Origin of the sequence: Bacillus sp. T33-2 (assembly GCF_002860205.1) — a bacterium.
GTDB lineage: Bacteria > Bacillota > Bacilli > Bacillales > Cytobacillaceae > T33-2.
This window is the reverse complement of sequence record NZ_PGVB01000004.1, coordinates 96,409-115,261: the sequence shown is the minus strand read 5'-3', so window position 1 is coordinate 115,261 and position 18,853 is coordinate 96,409. Positions and strand designations below refer to the sequence as shown.

Sequence of the window (18,853 nt, the reverse complement as noted above, 5' to 3'; positions counted from 1 at the left end):
GAAAGAATGTGAACTGTTCGTTGGTTTTGTGATACTTTGTAAAATTGGGTCGACACACGGTTCTGTTTATAAAGGTGGTCGGTGATACACCCGGCCTTTGTTTATGCCGGTCTCAGAAAGTTGGCTGGTGATACACCGGCCTTTGTTTATGCCGGTCTTAGAAAGGTGGCTGGTGGTACACGCGGCCTTTGTTTATGCCGGTGTGAGGAAGATTCAATTTGGCAAGAAGCTTACAAGCTGTATGGATAGATGTTATATGATGGAAGTCACGGAATTGTTGGTTTGTGATTGAAGGGTGGAATAGAAGGAAGTAATCATTCAGAGACTGGATATGCGCGTCTTTTGATTTCGTATTACATTTTTGGCAATACCATTTACCGTATCTCCGTTCCATGGAAAATACTGAACATGATGGGCATTGTACCCCAGTTATGATGTCTTTATCAGCCACTGAATGATGCCTGAGTATATCCATATCATGCGGACAATGCGATTTCAGTAGAAGTTTATTCAGTTTTTTCAACACTTGTAAGCTGATATTCTCCTTACTATAATATCTCTCCAATTCTTTAATTTTGAAAAGTATATTTGATGCCGGACACACTTTTTGAAAAATTTTTTCACTACCTGGAGAGATTTTCACGATACCGGGAGACTTGCCCATCACAATCAGGTACTCAATTGGGATACTTTCAAATTTGTTGTATTGTAACCATTCTGACAGTTTCCACCGTTGAAGTTTAGCTTGTAATATCGGGTCAGGAAAGCTTTCTTCTTTGCCGTTTTGAGTTCTGATTAGCTGATTAAATGATTGATCAAAGTATAGAGTTCCGGAAATGTTTTTTACCTCAATCACAAGCATAAAATTACGGCATACAAGAAGAGTGTCCAGTTGGAAATGGTCGCTTCCATTCGGCAAACGAATGTCTTGATAAATCATATGATTTTTGCCGGGCAGCTGCCGCAGATAATAATCCACTTCCTCTTCACCTCTGAATCCTGCCTTCCTTTTATACAAATCTCCTTCAACAACAGAATATTTTGGGTGATTTGCCGGCAGCCTCCTTAATAATGCCTCTCGTTTCAGAATACTTACCGGCAACGTCCTGTGTTTCGCAATCAAAAGCATCACTCCTTTATTGGATTATCCGTGTTTATTCGGTATTACACGGCAAAATCCCTGCTTAGACACCATCATTTGACAAAATAGATTGGTGATTTATTAGCGAGATTAACATTTTATTAGCCAGGAGTAATGAAGCAGTTAAACCATGATTTTTTATTAGCCTGTTTGAAGCTTTTATTAGCCTGAATTTTATATGTGTTAGCCACAATCTGCAGCATATTAGCCGGAATTTAAATTTATTAGCCTAACCACCATTTTATTAGCTAACACGCCAAATCAACAAAAACAACTTTAATCAAAAGACACACCGGCCGGGATTATTTATCCTGGCCAGTGTGTCTTTTTTCCAATACACCAAGTACTTCTTTTAAAGGTAGTTTTTGTTCCTGCAAAAGGACCATCAAATGATAAAGCAGGTCGGCAGCTTCCCATTTCAATTCTTCCGCATCACGGTTCTTGGCGGCAATAATAACCTCGGCCGCTTCCTCGCCAACTTTTTTCAGGATTTTATCTACACCTTTTTCAAAAAGATACGTCGTATAAGCGCCCTCAGGCATCTCAGTTTCCCGATCCCGGATCACCTTCTCAAGCTCCGCGAGAATTGAGAAATCCTCGAGAGAAGCTAGGCCCGTCACATCATCACTTTTGTAAAGGCTGTCGGAGAAGCAGCTGCGTTCACCAGTATGGCATGCTGGGCCAGCAGGTTCAACCAGCACAACAAGAGAATCTGCATCACAGTCAAACTTAATTTCTATGATTTTCTGCGTATTCCCGCTTGTCGCCCCTTTATGCCACAGTTCCTGCCGGGAGCGGCTGTAAAACCAGGTTTCCCCGGTTTCGAGTGATTTCTCGAGCGACTCCCTGTTCATATAGGCAACTGTGAGCACCTCTTTTGTGGCCGAATCCTGGACAACAGCCGGGATCAGCCCATTTACATCAAACTGCAATTCTTCCAAATTCATCGAACACTCACTCCTTTTTCACGGAGGTACGTTTTCACCTCTTTGACTGAAGTTTCCTTGTAGTGGAAAATGGACGCCGCAAGCGCAGCATCGGCTTTTCCGTTAACAAAGGCATCCACAAAATGCCCGGCATGGCCGGCGCCTCCGGACGCTATTACCGGAACGGTGACTGCCTCGCTCACTGCCTTGGTCAAAGCCAGGTCAAAGCCTTTTTTCTCACCGTCACTGTCCATGCTTGTCAGCAGAATTTCCCCTGCTCCCCTTCGGACGACTTCCTGCGCCCAGGCAATCACTTCACGCTCGGTCGCTTTTCTGCCGCCATGGGTATAGACCCGCCATGAACCCAACTCAGGGTCATATTTGGCGTCGATCGCGACCACAATGCACTGCGAGCCAAAATAGTCCGCACCCGCGGTGATCAGCCCTGGATTTAAAACAGCAGCCGTATTCAAGGAAACCTTATCCGCACCCGACCGCAATATCCGCTTCATATCATCGAGCGAATTGATGCCCCCGCCGACCGTGAACGGGATGGCAAGCTCCGAAGCAACAGCTTTTACAACCTCCACCATTGTCTTCCGGCCTTCGTGGGAAGCAGAAATATCCAGAAATACCAGTTCGTCCGCACCCTGCTCATCATAAAAACGTGCCAGCTCGACAGGATCACCTGCATCGCGGAGCGCAACGAACTGTACTCCTTTAACTACCCGGCCTTCTTTAACATCGAGACACGGGATGATCCGTTTCGTCAACATTGCAAGCCACCTGCTTCCAATGCTTCTTTAACGGTAAAACGCCTTTCGTAGAGTGCTTTGCCTACGATCGCTCCGCTAACTCCTGCAAAGCTGAGCGCTTTTAAAGCAGCAAGGTCGGAAAGGCTGCTGACCCCGCCGGACGCAATGACCGATTTCCCCGTCTCAGAAGCCATCAGCTCAATCGCCTCAAGATTTGGCCCTGACAGCATTCCGTCAGTGGCAATATCCGTAAAAATGAACGTTTCCGCTCCCGCTTCGGCAAACCGTTTTCCGAGGTCAACCGCTTTTACTTCTGAGGTAGTCAGCCACCCGTGTGTTGCAACAAACCCATTCTTTGCATCAATGCCGATCGCGATCCGGCCGGGATATTTCCGTACCATCTCCTCCGCAAACTCCGGATTGGAAACAGCGATGCTCCCGATGATAACCCGGGCCACGCCATTTTCAAGGTAATGGGCGATATCCTCCTCACGCCTGATGCCGCCGCCAATTTGCACTTTGACGCCCAGCTCGCGGGCAGCCTGGATCACAAATGAGTCATTAACCCTTTTGCCATCCTTCGCACCGTCGAGGTCCACCATGTGAATCCAGCTGGCGCCTTCGTCTGCAAATTTTTTGGCCATATCATACGGGGAATCTCCATAGACAGTTTCCTTGTCGTAATCTCCCTGCAGCAGGCGCACGCATTTTCCATTTCGCATATCGATTGCTGGGTAAATTGTAAAATCACTCATCATACCGTCGTCCTTTCGCTGCCAGTCCGGTAAAGTTACGGAGAAGTTCCATTCCAAGACCGCCGCTTTTTTCAGGGTGGAACTGCATCCCAAAAATATTGTTCTTTCCCACAATGGCCGGCACTTCCACATCGTAGCGGCTCACAGCAATCAGTGCCTCCCTGTCATCTGTCGCAACGTAATAAGAGTGGACGAAATAAACGAAGTCTTCATTGATATCATTTAAAAGCGGCGAGTCATTCAGGTATGATAGCCTGTTCCAGCCCATGTGGGGAACCTTGTACACTTCACCTTCCGCTGTGACTCCCGGAAATCTCTGCACCCTGCCTGTCAGCAATCCAAGGCCTTTTGAAAGCCCGTTTTCCTCACTTTCTTCAAATAAAAGCTGCATGCCAAGGCAGATTCCCAAAAGCGGTTTTCCTAAAGCAGCGTATTCCCGCACCATGTCAGCCAGGCCACTTTGGTCCAGCCTTTCCATCGCGTCACGGAATGAGCCGACCCCTGGCAAAATCAACGCATCTGCCTGCATGAGTTCACCCAAGTTTTCTGATATGAAATAGGGAACATCAAGCCGTTCAAGGGCCTTGCTTACACTGAACAAATTTCCCATTCCATAATCGATGATGCCGATCATTTATAACATTCCTTTCGTGGAAGGCACCCCTTTAATACGCGGGTCTACCGTCGTCGCTTCATCAAGGGCCCGGCCAAGCGCTTTAAAAACGGCTTCAATCATGTGGTGCGTATTTTTTCCGTAATGGACAATCACATGCAGGTTCATCCGTGCTTCCAGGGCAAGCTTCCATAAAAATTCATGGACAAGCTCCGTGTCAAAGGTGCCGACAGTCTGGGCAGGGAATTCGGCACGCATTTCAAGATGCGGCCGGTTGCTGAGATCGACGACGACCTGTGCGAGTGCCTCATCCATCGGCACAAAGGCGTTTCCGTAGCGTTTAATGCCCCGTTTGTCACCTAGAGCCTCCCTCAACGCCTGCCCAAGGCAAATACCGATGTCTTCTGTCGTGTGATGCCCATCGACTTCAATGTCCCCTTTGGCGTTCACCTCCAAGTAAAATTGCCCATGCTTCGTGAAAAGATCAAGCATATGCGACAGGAATGGCACACCAGTATCCAGACTGGATTTCCCTTCCCCATCGACTCCAAAGGATAATTCAATATCTGTCTCGTTTGTTTTTCTTTTAACGGTTGAAGTTCGTTCCATTGTTAATGTCCTCCATCAGCTCGCTATTTTTCCAGGCGGGATTCAACTGCCCTCGCATGGGCCTCCAGGCCTTCAAGCCGGGCAAATTTTGCGATTTTCTCCCCGTTTTCCTTTAATGCTTTGTCACTGTATATTATAATGCTTGATTTTTTCTGAAAATCATCTATATTGAGCGGGCTTGAAAACCGGGCTGTTCCGTTTGTCGGGAGCACATGGTTCGGGCCAGCGAAATAATCGCCAACTGGCTCAGAGCTGTAGCGCCCGATAAAAATCGCGCCAGCATGCTTGATCCTGCCAAGAAGCGCCATCGCGTTTTCAGTGATAACCTCAAGATGCTCCGGGGCAAGCTGGTTAACCGCGTCAATCGCCTGCTCCATCGTTTCTGCAACGTAAATGGCTCCATAGTTTTCAATCGATTGTGCCGCAATATCTGCCCTCGGCAATTCCTTCAGCTGTTTTGCGACTTCATCACGGACAGCTGTTGCCAGAGCTTCAGATGTAGTGATTAACACACTGCATGCGCGCGGGTCGTGCTCAGCCTGGGAGAGCAGGTCTGCCGCAATCTCATCTGCAAAGCCGGAATCATCGGCCAGCACGGCGATTTCACTAGGACCGGCAATCATGTCGATTGCCACATCACCGAAAACTTCACGCTTCGCAAGTGCCACATAAATATTTCCGGGACCGACAATTTTATCTACCTGGGGAATCGATTCAGTTCCATAAGCTAGGGCAGCTACCGCCTGGGCACCGCCAACCTTATAGATTTCCTCAACCCCGGCTATATCAGCCGCTACCAATACTCCTGGGGGCAGTTTCCCATCCGGTCCGGGTGGGGATACCATCACAATTTTACCGACATCTGCCGTTTTCGCAGGAATGACATTCATCAAGACTGATGAAGGATAGGCGGCTGTTCCACCCGGTACATATACTCCTGCCGAATCGAGCGGTGTCACTTTTTGCCCGAGGATCGTTCCATTTTTCTCTGTAGCCATCCATGACTGGCGCAGCTGTTTTTCATGAAAAGAGCGGATGTTTGCCGCTGCTTCGCGAATGATTCCCACTAAGTCAGCATCGACCTGGAGATAAGCTTCGTCGATCTCCATTCTCTCAACCCGGAAAGACGCTAGACTAACCTTGTCAAATTTTTCAGTATAGTGTCTTAATGCTTCGTCCCCGTTTGTTCGGACGTCTGCGATGATTTGTTTTACTGCTTTCCGCTGTTCCTCTGTTCCTCCATCAACCGTTCTTTTAATGGAGATATTTTCATTAAGCTTCAATATTTTCAAAGCGGCTCACCCTTGCTCGATATTTTCGGTTTCTATCACTTGATTCAGCCGGCGCACAAGGTTGCTGATCACTTCATCCTTTATCCTGTAGCTCACTGGATTTACAATCAGCCTTGATGTAATCCCTGTAATTTGTTCGTATTCTACAAGCCCATTTTCCTTTAGCGTCCGGCCTGTAGAAACGATATCGACAATCCGGTCTGAAAGCCCAATCAGAGGGGCCAGTTCAATGGAACCGTTCAATTTAATAATTTCAACCTGCTCCCCCTGCTCCCGAAAATAAGCAGCGGCAATGTTCGGATATTTTGTGGCCACCTTTGGGGAGACATCATTCATTTTTGTTCCCGGAAGCCCGGCTACTGCCAAATAACAGCCGCTGATTTTTAAATCGAGAAGCTCATAGACATCCCGCTCCTCTTCCAGCAGCACATCTTTTCCGGCAATCCCAAGGTCAGCCACCCCATGTTCTACATATGTAGCGACATCCATCGGCTTTGCCAGTATGAAGCGGAAGCCTTCTTCCTCAGCATCAATGATAAGCTTACGTGATTCATCGAGTTCGGGAGGGAGCCGGTAGCCTGCCCTGACAAGCAGATCGGCAGCTTCATGGAATATCCGCCCTTTTGGCATTGCTATTGTCAGCGTTTTGTTCATTCAGAAGACTCCTTCCCTTGTTTTCCGAGTAAATATGTGACTTCCGAAAACCGGCTAACACAGGCATCAAGATTTTTCACGCCGCTAATATCCTGCAGCACGACCCGTTCACCAGCATCCCTGAATTCAGCAGCCTGGCGGTAGGCATCCTTCCGGTTCTCTGCGCTGAATACAATGCAGCGTAATGGAACTGATTCCTTTAGTTCGCCAACGCTTTCCATGAGCCGGTCAAGACGGATCGCAAAACCGGTGGCTGCAGCGGTTTTTCCGAATTTCTGCAGCAGCTGGTTGTACCTCCCGCCATTGCCAATCGGAAACCCGACCCTTCCCGCGTACACTTCAAACAAAATGCCAGTATAATAGCTCATATGGCTGATCAACGTCAGGTCAAATTTTATGTGGGCGCTGTTTCCATAGTCCTGGATCGTCCCCCATAGTTCATTCAGTTCGTAAATTGCTGCTTTTCCCTGTTCATTTTCAATAAGTGCAAGTGCGTTTTGGATGACTTCCTCGCCCCCGCGCAGCTCCAAAAAGCCAAACAGCCGTTGCTTGTCAATTGAAGAAAGCGGCAATGATTTCACATGCTCGCGGTATCCTACATAATTTTTTTCGTATAAAAATCTTGTCAGTGTCCTGGCACGTTCTTCCGTGCCAAGGATCTGCAGGAAGAATTCCTGGACAAACCCTACATGGCCGACAGACAGCTGAAAATCTGACAACCCGGTTTTCTTCAAGGAAGATATGGCAAGTGCAATCATTTCACCGTCCGCACTGACCGTTTCGTCCCCGATGCACTCGACGCCAACTTGCTCGAACTCCGCTGGCCGGCCGCCCTCCCTCTGCTGTGCCCGGAATACATTTGCAGAATAGGCAAGCCGCAGCGGGAGATCATCCTTTAGAAGCTTTGATGCGGCTACCCTGGCAATCGGGGCTGTTACATCGGGCCTTAGCACTAATGTATGGCCTTGCTGGTCCAGCAGTTTGAACAGCTGCTGGTCCAAAATCGCGGAAGCTGAACCGACCGTTTCATAATATTCAAGAGTCGGAGTTTCAAGGAATTGATAGCCCCACTGTTTCATTTCATCCTCGATCGCACATCGGATATAATTTTTTGTTTCATATAAATCGGGCAATGTATCTCTCATCCCGAGCGGTTTTTCAAACATGAACAATCGGCTCATTTATGTCACCCTTTTTATTGCGGTCTGGTTTTCCAATATGTTTGGCAGTATGTTGCTAACCTTTATTATCTCTTAAATAAATATGTGAATCAAAATGCTTTAGTTCGCTAATGTGGTAGTAAGTTGAAGTTATTTGTAGTTTAACGTTGTATATTCATTGCGTCAACTAAAAATAACTAACTTTTCAAATTGGGCATTGAGTGATCACTCGGCTTTATTTTTTCAGATAGTAAATTTCCCGTTTCTCACTCAGAATTATCCATACCGCAAATTTTCTTGTGTTTACCGGATGATTTTTGGAGAACGTAAAAGGAGGCTCAAATTGTGAATATGCCAATGGATACCTTAAGGTTAATGTTCACGAGCATGGGTAAAGCATTATGGAAAAAGAAAGGAGGAGTACAGCATGGACAATAGTTCACAGGACAGAGTCATACCTATGACGTCGGTTGCGAGCGGGAAACTCGACTCAATCGCGCCGGATGTGCATTATATGACGATCCAAATTGTCAACCTTTGCTTTGTGGGGCTCCTTGGCGAAACGAGTGACTGGGTTCTTGTGGATGCCGGAATGCCAAAATCCACTCATAAAATCATGGAGGAAGCCGCGAATCTTTTCGGCGAGGGCCGTCCACCAAGGGCGATCATTTTAACCCATGGCCACTTTGACCATGTCGGGGCACTTGAAGACCTTGTTGAGCGCTGGAATGTTCCTGTTTATGCGCATGAGTTTGAGCTTCCGTTTCTAACCGGGCAGCAAAACTACCCGGAGCCCGATCCGTCAGTGGAGGGTGGATTGCTTGCTAAGGTTTCAGCCATATATCCTCATGAGGGGATTGATTTGGGCAACCATGTCAAGCCGTTGCCTGCAGATGGCACTGTACCGGAAATGCCAGGCTGGAAGTGGATCCACACGCCCGGGCATACTCCAGGGCACATAGCCCTGTTCCGGGATGAGGACAGGGTACTGATTGCCGGAGATGCTTTTGTCACGACAAAGCAGGAATCTCTGTATAAAGTGTTAGTGCAAGAAAAAGAAATCAGCGGCCCGCCGCGGTATTTGACACCTGACTGGCAATCAGCCAAACAGTCAGTAATCAAGCTTGAAGCATTGAAGCCGGCAGCTGCAATCACCGGGCATGGCAGGCCAATGGCTGGAACCGAGCTCTCCAGCAATCTTGAAAAACTTGCCCGGGATTTCGACACAATTGCAAAGCCCGATCATGGGCGGTATGTAAAAGACAAAGAATAGTCAAACCCAAATATCACTTCGTGTCCATTTGGACATGCCGTTAAATTCAAGCCCAATCTTGCCATCCGGCAATAAGCAAAAAAAGAGGAGCCATAAATTATAGCTCCTCTTGCCAATTATGATGCCATTTTTTCATTTTCTGCAGAAATATGCTGCGGGCGGAATTGTCCTTCCCATTTTGAAATGACAATTGCTCCGAGAGAGTTACCGACAACGTTGACCGCTGTGCGGGCCATATCAAGGATTCGGTCGATACCGGCGATGAACGCAAGCCCTTCGACTGGAATTCCCACAGTTCCAAGTGTTGCAAGCAACACTACGAATGATACTCCTGGTACACCGGCGATCCCTTTAGAGGTCACCATCAATACGAGCATCAGTGAAATCTGCTGGGAAATCGTGAGGTCAATCCCGTACATCTGGGCGATAAAAATCGCAGCCAGCGCCTGATACAGTGTTGATCCGTCCAGGTTAAATGAATAACCGGTCGGGATGACGAAAGAAGTAATCGTCTTCGGACAGCCGTACTTCTCCATTTTTTCCATGATTTTTGGAAGGACAGTTTCCGAGCTTGCCGTTGAATAAGCGAGAATTAATTCGTCCTTCAGGTAGGAAAGCAGGTGGAAGATTTTTACTCCAGCCATTTTCGCTACACTGCCAAGTACTACGACGACGAAAAACCCCATGGTCAAGTACACAACAACCACCAGTTTTCCAAGTGGAACGAGTGACTCGAGGCCGAACTTTGAAACAGTCACTCCAATTAAAGCAAACACACCAAACGGTGCAAACTTCATGATTTGGTTGGTCATATAGAACATCGCGTCAGCAGTTCCCTGGAAGAAAGCCAACACCGGCTTCCCTCTTTCACCGATGGCCATCAATCCGAAGCCGAATAAAACCGAGAAGAAAATGATCGCGAGCATGTTTCCTTCCGCGATCGCGTTGAACACATTCGTAGGAACAATGTTGATCAATGTATCAGCCATGCCATGGTTCTTTACCTCTTCAGCAGTATCCACATAGCTGTTAATATCCACTTTATCAAGAGTTTGCATGTTGATTCCGGCACCCGGCTGGAAAATGTTTGCGATGACGATTCCCAGAATGATCGCAATAGTAGTGATGATTTCGAAGTATATAATCGTTTTTCCGCCAAGGCGGCCAAGTTTCTTTGTATCTCCTACACTCGCAATCCCCACAATGATACTGGAAATGACGATAGGAACAACAATCATTTTAATCAAACGTAAAAATATATCACCAACTGGCTGCAAATAAGCCGCGATTTGCGGATTTCCGTAAAAGACTGCCCCAACTATAATACCGAGGACTAAACCTATTAAAATCTGCCAAGCCAACCCAATTTTCTTCATCGAATCCCTCCCCGAAAAATAGTTATACTAATAAAATATAATATAACCCCGAGGAAAAGACAATTAATTAAGTATTAGGCAGAATTGGGTAAAAATTCACTCAAAACATTTTTCTGAAATAACGAAACCCCTGCTCCCAACATGACAGCAGGGGTTCAACACGTTATTGATTGTTCCGGTATACCGGGTCAGCAGCCCAACGCATTTCCAGCTCTTCCCTTGTGTAAATGACCTTCATCGGGTTGCCGCCCACGAACGCGCCAGGCGGGACATCTTTATGTACAAGCGTCCCCGCAGACACGATCGCCTGGTCCCCGATCGTCACTCCCGGTAAAATCGTACTGTTCGCACCGATCATCACTTCATTGCCGATTTCAACATTTCCAAGCCGGTATTCCTTGATCAAATATTCATGGGCAAGAATTGTCGTATTATAGCCAATTACCGTGTTCCTGCCGACGCTGATTTTTTCGGGGAACATGACGTCCAGCATGACCATCAGGGCAAACGATGTCTGCTCACCGACCTCCATCCGCAGAAAAGTCCGGTACAGCCAATTTTTCATCCCCAAAAAAGGAGTGTAACGGGCTAATTGGATAACAATAAAATTTTTGACAACCTTCCAGAAAGGGACTGTTTTATAGACATGCCAGAGGGAATTGGCACCTTGAACCGGATAACGTGTTGTTCTCCTCATTCCTACACCCCGAGTATCGGCAAAATGTCGGCCATGTTTTCAAGCATATAATCAGGATCAAATGCCGCCAGATGTTCCCGGCCCTTTGCCGACCAGGCAACCCCGGCCGTTTTCGTCCCGGCATTTCTCCCGCCAAGAATATCATGGTGGTTGTCTCCCACCATAATCGCATTTTCCGGTTTTGAACGAAGCAGCTCGAGCGCTTTTAAGACCGGCTCAGGATCGGGCTTTGCGTTCTGCACATGGTCAAGGGCAACAACAATCTCGAAGAACTCATCCAGGCCAGTAAGCTTCAGGCCCATTTGCACGACATTCAGCATTTTTGTCGTCACGATGCCAAGCTTAAAGCCGTTTTCTTTTAATATCCGGACGGTCTCATACACGCCTTCGAATTCTTTTACGAGCAGGTCGTGATTAGAAATGTTAAATTCCCGGTAAGTTTTAATCATTTCAGCTACCCCACCCGGATTCACAGACTCAAACGTGTCCGTCAAAGTCGGGCCCATAAAGGGCAGGACATCCTCCCGTTTGTACTGGTTTGGAAAAAATGCCTCGAAGGTGTGCAAAAATGATGAAATGATTAATTCATTTGTGTCTATTAAAGTCCCGTCTAGATCAAACAGGACCGTATCTATTTTACTGCTCATACACTGCTTCCTTTCTCTTTACAAGCTCTGCGCGGTTCCAAATGAATGCAACTATGACAGTCAGCAAAATGGCGACGCCAAGCCGGATCAATAAAAGCGGAACCACCGGAATGCCAAGCGGTACGAAAATCAGGGTATCCTCGATCACCGCATGGCATGCGACAAGAAACACAAACGCAATCGTTACATCCTTCCTGCTGACCCCATCCTCTTGTACAGCCTGGATTAAAACGCCGGCGCCCATTGCAAGCCCAAAGAGGAGCCCCGCTGCCAGGGTCATCGAAGTATTTTCCTTCATGCCAAGTGCTCTTGTTGCAGGCGCAAGCCACTGTGAGAAAATATCAAGCCATTTTAAATCCTTTAAAATCTGGATTCCAACCATAAGAGGAATGACAATGATGGCAAGCTGGAAAACACCAAGAGCGGCCTTCTCAAGTCCATCCATGACAATCGGCAGCCACCCGGACAACTGCTCTTCTTTTGCCGGGATCATTCCGTACTTAGCAAGTTCCGAGCCGCCTTTCCAAACAAGGTTAATGACTAGTCCCAATATAACGGCAAGCCCAATCCGGACCAACACTGCAATCCACAGCCGCACCCCAACCTTCACTGCGACACCCGACTCAATCAGAAGATTATGTGAGAAAGAAAGCATTACAGCAATAATGAAAACCTCTTTCACAGTCAGGTCAAGCGTTAAAATTGCCCCGATTGCAGCATACAGGTTCAGAAAATTCCCCAGAACTAGCGGGATGGCCGCATCACCGGATAAACCGAACAAGGCCATGACAGGGGCGATGACATCAATTATCCATGGCAAAACAGGAGTGAATTTCAGGATGGACACGATCAAAGTTACCGGAAAAATGACTTTTCCCAGTGTCCATGTGGTGCTGAGGCCAACCTCGATCCCCTTTTTTATTGATGAAAACATTTGCATCCCCCTTGTTGACGATTTTTATTGATTCTCTAAGTACCTTACATTTGCATAGCCTTTTATTCTTCTATAAATGATAAGTGCAACAGCAACGATAATCAACACAATCGAGATTGTCTGGGCAACTCTCAAGTTTTCGGTCAGCATCAGGCTGTCCGTGCGCAGTCCTTCCACCAAGAAACGTCCGATGGAATACCAGATTACGTAGCTGAGGAAAATTTCGCCACGGCCCAGGTTAACCTTCCTCAGTGACATGAGCAAAATGAAGCCAAGAAGGTTCCAAAGAGACTCATATAAAAATGTCGGGTGGTAATAGGAGCCGTTAATATACATTTGGTCGATGATAAATTCGGGAAGAAGCAGATTTTCTAAAAATGTACGGCTTACTTCTCCACCATGGGCTTCCTGGTTGATAAAATTCCCCCACCGCCCGATCGCCTGGCCAATGATGATGCTTGGAGCGGCAATGTCGGCAAGCTTCCAGAAGGAAACCTTTTTAAAACGGGCAAAAACATAGGCAGTCGCCACAGCACCAATCAAGGCCCCGTGAATCGCGATGCCGCCGTGCCAGATTTTCGGGATCTCCCCAGGGTTCGCGCTGTAATAATCCCATTGGAAAATCACATAATATATACGGGCACAAATGATTGCGATCGGGATTGCCCACAGCATTAAATCTGCAAACAATTCTTTGCCAAGGCCCCGCCTTTCAGCTTCCCGCGTTGCCAGCCAGAGAGCGATCGCTATGCCTGCCCCAATAATGACACCATACCAGTGGACCTGTATCGGGCCGAGCGTAAATGCCACTGGATCTAGCGGCTGTATTTTTTCATCCATGTTTTTTCTCCTTTATATAAGTTTCCTTGTCTGCCCCTTGTTTACTGACCATCGTCTGCTTGTTGTTTACTGAGACCATCTTAATGCTCGTCGTGGTCTCCTTCGTCAATTACACCTGTAAGCCGTGCCGAGAACTGCTCTGCGGCATTGACACCCATTCGCTTCAGGCGGAAATTCATCGCTGCCACTTCAATGATGACGGCAAGGTTTCGGCCAGGCCGAACCGGAACCGTCAGTTTCGTGATGTCCGTATCGATGATTTTCATTTTCTCTTCATCCAGTCCAAGCCGGTCATACTGCTTTTTCGGATCCCAAATCTCAAGGTCGATAACAAGTGTGATACGCTTATATGTCCGGACCGCCCCGGCCCCGAAAAGTGTCATGACGTTGATGATTCCAAGCCCCCTGATTTCCAATAGGTGCTCTATCAATTCAGGTGCGCTCCCGATAAGTGTATCCTGATCCTCCTGGCGAATTTCCACCGAGTCGTCGGCGACAAGGCGATGGCCGCGCTTGACCAGTTCAAGAGCTGTCTCACTTTTCCCGACCCCGCTTTTTCCTGTAATAAGGACTCCCACACCATAAACATCAACGAGGACTCCATGGATGGCAGTTGTCGGGGCCAGCTTGCTTTCGAGGTAATTGGTCAGATGGCCGGAAAACCTGGTCGTTTTCTGCCTCGAACGGAGGACAGGAACGGATTCCCGTTCAGCTGCTTCCACCAGCTCCGCCGGCACCTCCATGTCCCTTGTGACAATGATGGCTGGTGTCATATCAGTGCATAGCCGGTCCATCCTTGATTTCCGGTCTGCCTCACTCAGTTTTCCAAAAAAAGACAGCTCTGTTTTACCAAGCAGTTGGATGCGTTCTGCAGGATAGTATTCAAAATAGCCGGCAATTTCAAGGCCCGGACGGGAAATATCACTTGTTGTAATCGGCCGGTTCACACCTTCCTCCCCGCTGACCAGCTCCAGGTCAAAATGCTCAATAATATCTCTTGTGCGGACTTTAATCAAAGCTGTTCCTCCTTCATGAATCTGATTGCCATTTATATCACAATAAAAAAATAAATTCAGCCATAACAATCTTTTTTATTTTAGCATTTTTTTATGTAGAACAAAAAGAAGCCGGTTTGTCCACTCTGCTTGCGGTCACCCTCCAAAAGTTTAAATAATACATTTATGATACACGAATTTTCTGAGTGAATAATACAAATTTTTACGGCGGTGCAAGTTTTTCAATTGATTTTTATCTATAGGAAATAAGGAATAGTCCCAGTCCTTCACCCAAAGAAGGATTGAACCATATGACAATGGCGTGGGGGCAACGTTATAATAAAGGTATTAATTTTTTGAACTGGAGATGGGACTGCAATGAAACACCGCACATTAATCCAAGGAAAAATAATGCTGGAACAGGGCATCACAGATGAAGGATTTATCTATATTGAAAACGGGTTAATCTTCGCCGCCAGCGGGATCAAAGACCGGCCGGAATTTAGCGAGGGTACGGAAGTTATTGAGCTTGAACCCGGACAGGTTGCCGTTCCTGGTTTCATCGATGTCCATATTCACGGAGCTGGCGGGGCTGATACGATGGACAGTACACCTGAGGCACTCGAAACGATCGCAACTGTCTTGCCCGCAGAAGGGACAACCAGCTTTCTGGCCACCACGATCACTCAGGAAAAAGGGCTGATCACTCGGGCACTCAAAAATGCCGCTGACTATCAGCGGAGCCACAACGGACCAGGAAAAGCGGAAATTCTCGGGGTTCATCTCGAAGGGCCCTTCATCAATGAAATCCGTAAAGGCGCCCAGCCGAAAGACCATATCCTGCTGCCGGATATTGAAGTTTTTAAAGAATGGCAAGCTGCAGCAGGGAACACGATCAAGCTGGTAACACTGGCACCCGAACAGGAACACGGACTTGAGCTTGTGCGGTATCTGGCCGACCATGGCGTAATTGCTTCTATCGGCCATTCTGACGCTACCTATGAACAGGTCTCTGAAGCAGTCAATGCAGGAGCAACCCACGTGACCCACCTTTATAATGGGATGAGGGGCATGCACCACCGGGAGCCGGGTGTGGCTGGGGCTGCACTTTTGTTTAAAGAATTGATGGTAGAGCTTATTGCTGACGGGGTTCATGTCCGGCCTGAAATGGTTCATGTTTCGCTGAATGCGAAGGGCGTTGACGGCATGATTCTGATAACAGATGCAATGCGGGCAAAATGCCTGAAAAACGGAATATATGATCTCGGCGGACAGGAGGTTAATGTCGCAGATGGCAAGGCTCTGCTCAGTGATGGGACACTGGCCGGCAGCATATTGAAAATGAACGATTCGGTTAAAAATATGGTTCATTTCACCGGTATTTCGCTGCAGGAAGCCGTACAGCTTGCAAGTGTGAACCCGGCCAAAGAGCTTGGCGTATTTGACCGGAAAGGCAGCATCGCTCCAGAAAAAGATGCGGACGTCGTGATTCTTGACGCAAACCATCAAGTAGTGATGACATTCTGCCGCGGGGTTAAAAGCTTTTCACAAAGGGGTGCAAACTTATGAAAACCATCCGAACAGCAGACTACGGGGAAATGAGCCGGATGGCAGCAGCGGAAATGATCAAGCGGATCAAATCCAATCCGGGCCTAAAATTGGGACTTGCCACAGGCAGCACGCCAAAGGGAGTGTACAGGGAACTGATAAATGACCATCAGCAGAATGGGACCTCATATAAACAGATCCAAACCTTCAATCTTGATGAATATATCGGCATCGGCAAAAAGGATCCGAACAGCTACCACTTTTTTATGTGCCAACAGCTGTTCGACCATATCGATATCCCTCTTGACCAGACATACATTCCTGATGGAACTGTTGAAAACCTTGATGCGGAGTGCGACCGATATGAGAAATTCATCAAGGACCACGGCGCAATTGATCTGCAGCTGTTAGGGCTTGGCCACAACGGGCACATTGGCTTTAATGAGCCCGGCACCCCGTTTTCAAGCCGAACCCATATTGTGGAGTTGGCTGACAGCACCCGCAAAGCAAACTCAAGGTTTTTTGCTTCAATAGAAGAGGTGCCAACCCATGCCATTACTATGGGCATTGCTACGATCATGGACAGCAAGGAAATTTTTTTGGTAGTCTCTGGTGAGGCAAAAGCAGACGCACTGGCCCGCTTGATCAACGGGCCAGTGGATGAACAATTCCCCGCTTCGGCACTGAAAAATCACGGCAACGTAACCATTTTCGCCGACGAAGCCGCACTGAAATACATTAACGGGGCCTGACCTCCACCGTGGTAATGCTTTAACGCGCTGGGGGGTCAGGCCCCTTTATTCATTTTAGGGAGGAGAAAATAATAGTGGCTGCGAAGAAATTTATTTTGAACAAGGAAACAAGAGATGAAATGGCTGGTTTGATTCAGAAGTACTACTTTGAGGAGCGTGGAGAAGAATTGGGAGATCTCGGAGCGATGATGCTGCTTGATTTTATCACAGAGAAGCTGGGGCCCCACTTCTATAATCTGGGGGTACAGGATTCTTACCAATACCTGTCTGAAAAGATGGAAGACTTGTTTGATTTGCAGAAATACTAATTTTGGATACCAAACACATTCATGTCCATTTTTCGCCAAGTCCCTGTCCTTTTCTTGCTTTACTTCATATTATACAGATGTAATAACATCTTTTAACGAAACGAGGTGGTAATATGAAGATTATGCTAGATGCGGGACACGGGTATAATGAGCCGGGTAAGCGCAGCCCAGATGGAATGAAGGAATATGAATTCAACCGGGTGGTTGCCAATTACGCAAAACAGTTTCTTGAGGGCTATGAAAATGTCACGGTGTACTTTGCCCATTCTGATGATAGGGTAGTCCCGCTACAAGAGCGGACAGATAAGGCCAACCAATTAAACGTGGATTGTTATGTTTCGATTCACGCCAACGCATATGGAAACACATGGAATGATGCAGGCGGTATAGAAACATATATTTACCCAACTAGACCTGCGGAGGCCGCACAGCTTGCAGCAAAAATCCAGAGGAACCTTGTCGCCTCTACTGGCCTAAAGGACCGGGGTGTGAAAACGGCTGATTTTCACGTGCTTCGTGAGACAAAAATGACCGCCGTGCTGGCAGAGTGTGGGTTTATGACGAATCCAGAGGAAATTAAACTGCTTCGCTCTGATTCATACAGGAAAACGTGTGCAGATGCTATCACCAGGGCTGTAGCCGAGCAATATCGGCTGACAAAAAAACCAGCTCCTCCACCCCCTCCGGCAGGAATTGGCCTATATAAAGTCCAGGTTGGAGCATTTAAAGACCGAAATAACGCTGAAGCCCTTGCTGACCGTTTGAGAAAAGACGGATACGAACCGTTTATTTATTTCGAATGATCCCTCTCCCCAGGGCCAATCTTAATCGGGATCGCCCGTCTTTACCGAACGATTTGTTCTGTGTTTTTATTTGTATGAAAATGAGAAGGGAAAAGTGTAAGTACTAAATCCCAAGAATAGAAAAAAAGGCATTCATCCCTTTCTTCAGCATAAGGGGATGAATGCCTTTCCATTTAAGTTTCTTGATTGCATTGGAACTGGATATGTGCCGGCTTTCCCTTTACTCCTTGGAGTTTTCAAAAATGGTTTTCTGAAGAACAAGGTTGACAATCGACATAATCACAGCAGTCAACAGGGCCATGCCAAAGCCATCCACTTCAAACGAGTGGCCCATCAATGTATCTGTCAGCATGATTGTTATCGCGTTTATCACAAAAAGAAACAGCCCGAGAGATAGAATGGTGACCGGCAACGTAAACAAAATCAAAATTGGCCTCACCAGAATGTTAAGAACCGACAAAATAAAACTAGCTCCCAATGCAGCACCAAAACCGGTTATGAAAAAAGTCTCTTCAAAATAGCCGGCAAGCGCGATGAAAATCACAGCGTTGATGACAATTCCAATCAACCATCTCATTGCCAGTACCCGTCCTTCTTTTTAGGCATGACAAACATGAGAACGAAATACACGATCGCCAATGGAAAAAAGGCGGTAGTGAACAACAGAATCACGAATAAAATCCGCAGCAGGGATGCGCTGATTCCAGTTGATTCAGCAATTCCTCCCAATACGCCTGCCAGTTTTCTGTTCGTACTGGAACGGCTGAGCTTCATT

At 47.2% G+C, this 18,853-nt stretch carries 22 protein-coding genes; 5 read left to right on the top strand and 17 right to left on the bottom strand.

The genetic code is table 11. The annotated features are described in order from the left end of the window. Positions 1–157 precede the first annotated feature (157 nt). The 9 genes from CVD19_RS03430 to CVD19_RS03390 all read right to left on the bottom strand — a co-directional run bounded on the left by CVD19_RS03430 (position 158) and on the right by CVD19_RS03390 (position 7,926). Positions 158–1,123, bottom strand: a complete 966-nt coding sequence (locus tag CVD19_RS03430) for a nuclease-related domain-containing protein (RefSeq protein WP_180953490.1) — start codon at positions 1,121–1,123, stop codon at positions 158–160. A 320-nt stretch (positions 1,124–1,443) separates the two neighbouring features. Next, entirely contained in the window at positions 1,444–2,088 is a 645-nt protein-coding gene (gene hisIE / locus CVD19_RS03425) for a bifunctional phosphoribosyl-AMP cyclohydrolase/phosphoribosyl-ATP diphosphatase HisIE (protein ID WP_101580476.1), read from the bottom strand. Further along, positions 2,085–2,843: an imidazole glycerol phosphate synthase subunit HisF gene (gene hisF, locus CVD19_RS03420; RefSeq protein ID WP_101580475.1), complete on the bottom strand. Its 759-nt coding sequence runs from the start codon at positions 2,841–2,843 to the stop codon at positions 2,085–2,087. The genes hisIE and hisF overlap by 4 nt, the downstream gene beginning before the upstream one ends. Then, positions 2,837–3,577, bottom strand: coding sequence for a 1-(5-phosphoribosyl)-5-[(5-phosphoribosylamino)methylideneamino]imidazole-4-carboxamide isomerase (gene hisA, locus CVD19_RS03415; RefSeq protein ID WP_101580474.1), 741 nt, complete (start codon positions 3,575–3,577; stop codon positions 2,837–2,839). Before hisA ends, hisF begins: the two co-directional genes overlap by 7 nt. Further along, positions 3,570–4,211 carry an imidazole glycerol phosphate synthase subunit HisH gene (gene hisH, locus CVD19_RS03410; protein ID WP_101580473.1) on the bottom strand — a complete coding sequence of 214 codons (642 nt, stop codon included), beginning with the start codon at positions 4,209–4,211 and terminating at the stop codon, positions 3,570–3,572. Before hisH ends, hisA begins: the two co-directional genes overlap by 8 nt. Continuing rightward, positions 4,212–4,799, bottom strand: coding sequence for an imidazoleglycerol-phosphate dehydratase HisB (gene hisB / locus CVD19_RS03405; protein ID WP_101580472.1), 588 nt, complete (start codon positions 4,797–4,799; stop codon positions 4,212–4,214). It lies immediately after the preceding gene. 23 nt (positions 4,800–4,822) lie between these two features. Continuing rightward, a complete protein-coding gene (hisD, locus tag CVD19_RS03400; RefSeq protein WP_101580471.1) occupies positions 4,823–6,091 on the bottom strand; it encodes a histidinol dehydrogenase in 1,269 nt (422 codons plus the stop codon). A 6-nt stretch (positions 6,092–6,097) separates the two neighbouring features. Continuing rightward, positions 6,098–6,745 carry an ATP phosphoribosyltransferase gene (gene hisG / locus CVD19_RS03395; RefSeq protein WP_101580470.1) on the bottom strand — a complete coding sequence of 216 codons (648 nt, stop codon included), beginning with the start codon at positions 6,743–6,745 and terminating at the stop codon, positions 6,098–6,100. After that, the gene (locus tag CVD19_RS03390; RefSeq protein WP_101580469.1) at positions 6,742–7,926 is read right to left on the bottom strand and encodes an ATP phosphoribosyltransferase regulatory subunit; all 1,185 of its coding nucleotides are present in this window, start codon (positions 7,924–7,926) and stop codon (positions 6,742–6,744) included. Before CVD19_RS03390 ends, hisG begins: the two co-directional genes overlap by 4 nt. 406 nt (positions 7,927–8,332) lie before the next feature. Between CVD19_RS03390 and CVD19_RS03385 the strand changes: the two genes are divergently transcribed. Next, entirely contained in the window at positions 8,333–9,178 is an 846-nt protein-coding gene (locus CVD19_RS03385; protein WP_101580468.1) for an MBL fold metallo-hydrolase, read from the top strand. Positions 9,179–9,294: 116 nt separating this feature from the next. Here CVD19_RS03385 and CVD19_RS03380 read toward each other — a convergent pair whose 3' ends face one another. From CVD19_RS03380 to hprK, 6 genes are all read right to left on the bottom strand, one after another. Then, positions 9,295–10,554, bottom strand: a complete 1,260-nt coding sequence (locus CVD19_RS03380; RefSeq protein WP_101580467.1) for a cation:dicarboxylate symporter family transporter — start codon at positions 10,552–10,554, stop codon at positions 9,295–9,297. 163 nt (positions 10,555–10,717) lie between these two features. Beyond that, complete coding sequence (locus CVD19_RS03375) at positions 10,718–11,251, bottom strand: acyltransferase (RefSeq protein ID WP_101580466.1); 534 nt, start codon at positions 11,249–11,251, stop codon at positions 10,718–10,720. A 2-nt stretch (positions 11,252–11,253) separates the two neighbouring features. Next, positions 11,254–11,898, bottom strand: coding sequence for a pyrophosphatase PpaX (gene ppaX, locus CVD19_RS03370; protein WP_101580465.1), 645 nt, complete (start codon positions 11,896–11,898; stop codon positions 11,254–11,256). Beyond that, a complete protein-coding gene (locus CVD19_RS03365) occupies positions 11,888–12,832 on the bottom strand; it encodes a nucleoside recognition domain-containing protein (protein WP_101580464.1) in 945 nt (314 codons plus the stop codon). Before CVD19_RS03365 ends, ppaX begins: the two co-directional genes overlap by 11 nt. 24 nt (positions 12,833–12,856) lie before the next feature. After that, entirely contained in the window at positions 12,857–13,672 is an 816-nt protein-coding gene (gene lgt / locus CVD19_RS03360) for a prolipoprotein diacylglyceryl transferase (RefSeq protein WP_101580463.1), read from the bottom strand. Between the two features lie 80 nt (positions 13,673–13,752). Next, positions 13,753–14,688, bottom strand: coding sequence for an HPr(Ser) kinase/phosphatase (gene hprK / locus CVD19_RS03355; RefSeq protein ID WP_101580462.1), 936 nt, complete (start codon positions 14,686–14,688; stop codon positions 13,753–13,755). A gap of 357 nt (positions 14,689–15,045) precedes the next feature. Between hprK and nagA the strand changes: the two genes are divergently transcribed. The 4 genes from nagA to CVD19_RS03335 all read left to right on the top strand — a co-directional run bounded on the left by nagA (position 15,046) and on the right by CVD19_RS03335 (position 18,078). Next, on the top strand, positions 15,046–16,236 hold the full coding sequence (nagA, locus tag CVD19_RS03350) for an N-acetylglucosamine-6-phosphate deacetylase (protein WP_101580461.1): 1,191 nt from the start codon (positions 15,046–15,048) through the stop codon (positions 16,234–16,236). Further along, positions 16,233–16,967 carry a glucosamine-6-phosphate deaminase gene (gene nagB, locus CVD19_RS03345; RefSeq protein ID WP_101580460.1) on the top strand — a complete coding sequence of 245 codons (735 nt, stop codon included), beginning with the start codon at positions 16,233–16,235 and terminating at the stop codon, positions 16,965–16,967. The genes nagA and nagB overlap by 4 nt, the downstream gene beginning before the upstream one ends. A 74-nt stretch (positions 16,968–17,041) precedes the next feature. Beyond that, a complete protein-coding gene (locus tag CVD19_RS03340) occupies positions 17,042–17,275 on the top strand; it encodes a DUF2164 domain-containing protein (RefSeq protein WP_257985011.1) in 234 nt (77 codons plus the stop codon). Between the two features lie 113 nt (positions 17,276–17,388). Next, positions 17,389–18,078, top strand: a complete 690-nt coding sequence (locus CVD19_RS03335; protein WP_101580459.1) for an N-acetylmuramoyl-L-alanine amidase — start codon at positions 17,389–17,391, stop codon at positions 18,076–18,078. Positions 18,079–18,298: 220 nt separating this feature from the next. On the opposite strand, the gene CVD19_RS03330 is transcribed toward CVD19_RS03335, so the two are convergent. Further along, on the bottom strand, positions 18,299–18,655 hold the full coding sequence (locus tag CVD19_RS03330; protein WP_101580458.1) for a phage holin family protein: 357 nt from the start codon (positions 18,653–18,655) through the stop codon (positions 18,299–18,301). Beyond that, on the bottom strand, positions 18,652–18,852 hold the full coding sequence (locus tag CVD19_RS03325; protein WP_101580457.1) for a PspC domain-containing protein: 201 nt from the start codon (positions 18,850–18,852) through the stop codon (positions 18,652–18,654). The genes CVD19_RS03330 and CVD19_RS03325 overlap by 4 nt, the downstream gene beginning before the upstream one ends. Between the last annotated feature and the right edge of the window lies 1 nt (position 18,853).

Excerpts from the sequence above, each read along its gene's own strand:
- CVD19_RS03375 (WP_101580466.1), bottom strand. The coding sequence starts at position 11,251 with ATGAGGAGAACAACACGTTATCCGGTTCAAGGTGCCAATTCCCTCTGG.
- nagA (WP_101580461.1), top strand. The coding sequence starts at position 15,046 with ATGAAACACCGCACATTAATCCAAGGAAAAATAATGCTGGAACAGGGC.
- hisA (WP_101580474.1), bottom strand. The coding sequence starts at position 3,577 with ATGAGTGATTTTACAATTTACCCAGCAATCGATATGCGAAATGGAAAA.
- lgt (WP_101580463.1), bottom strand. The coding sequence starts at position 13,672 with ATGGATGAAAAAATACAGCCGCTAGATCCAGTGGCATTTACGCTCGGC.
- CVD19_RS03365 (WP_101580464.1), bottom strand. The coding sequence starts at position 12,832 with ATGTTTTCATCAATAAAAAAGGGGATCGAGGTTGGCCTCAGCACCACA.
- hisG (WP_101580470.1), bottom strand. The coding sequence starts at position 6,745 with ATGAACAAAACGCTGACAATAGCAATGCCAAAAGGGCGGATATTCCAT.
- CVD19_RS03325 (WP_101580457.1), bottom strand. The coding sequence starts at position 18,852 with ATGAAGCTCAGCCGTTCCAGTACGAACAGAAAACTGGCAGGCGTATTG.
- CVD19_RS03330 (WP_101580458.1), bottom strand. The coding sequence starts at position 18,655 with ATGAGATGGTTGATTGGAATTGTCATCAACGCTGTGATTTTCATCGCG.
- CVD19_RS03385 (WP_101580468.1), top strand. The coding sequence starts at position 8,333 with ATGGACAATAGTTCACAGGACAGAGTCATACCTATGACGTCGGTTGCG.
- CVD19_RS03380 (WP_101580467.1), bottom strand. The coding sequence starts at position 10,554 with ATGAAGAAAATTGGGTTGGCTTGGCAGATTTTAATAGGTTTAGTCCTC.
- ppaX (WP_101580465.1), bottom strand. The coding sequence starts at position 11,898 with ATGAGCAGTAAAATAGATACGGTCCTGTTTGATCTAGACGGGACTTTA.
- nagB (WP_101580460.1), top strand. The coding sequence starts at position 16,233 with ATGAAAACCATCCGAACAGCAGACTACGGGGAAATGAGCCGGATGGCA.
- CVD19_RS03390 (WP_101580469.1), bottom strand. The coding sequence starts at position 7,926 with ATGAGCCGATTGTTCATGTTTGAAAAACCGCTCGGGATGAGAGATACA.
- hisIE (WP_101580476.1), bottom strand. The coding sequence starts at position 2,088 with ATGAATTTGGAAGAATTGCAGTTTGATGTAAATGGGCTGATCCCGGCT.
- CVD19_RS03335 (WP_101580459.1), top strand. The coding sequence starts at position 17,389 with ATGAAGATTATGCTAGATGCGGGACACGGGTATAATGAGCCGGGTAAG.
- hisH (WP_101580473.1), bottom strand. The coding sequence starts at position 4,211 with ATGATCGGCATCATCGATTATGGAATGGGAAATTTGTTCAGTGTAAGC.
- hisF (WP_101580475.1), bottom strand. The coding sequence starts at position 2,843 with ATGTTGACGAAACGGATCATCCCGTGTCTCGATGTTAAAGAAGGCCGG.
- hisB (WP_101580472.1), bottom strand. The coding sequence starts at position 4,799 with ATGGAACGAACTTCAACCGTTAAAAGAAAAACAAACGAGACAGATATT.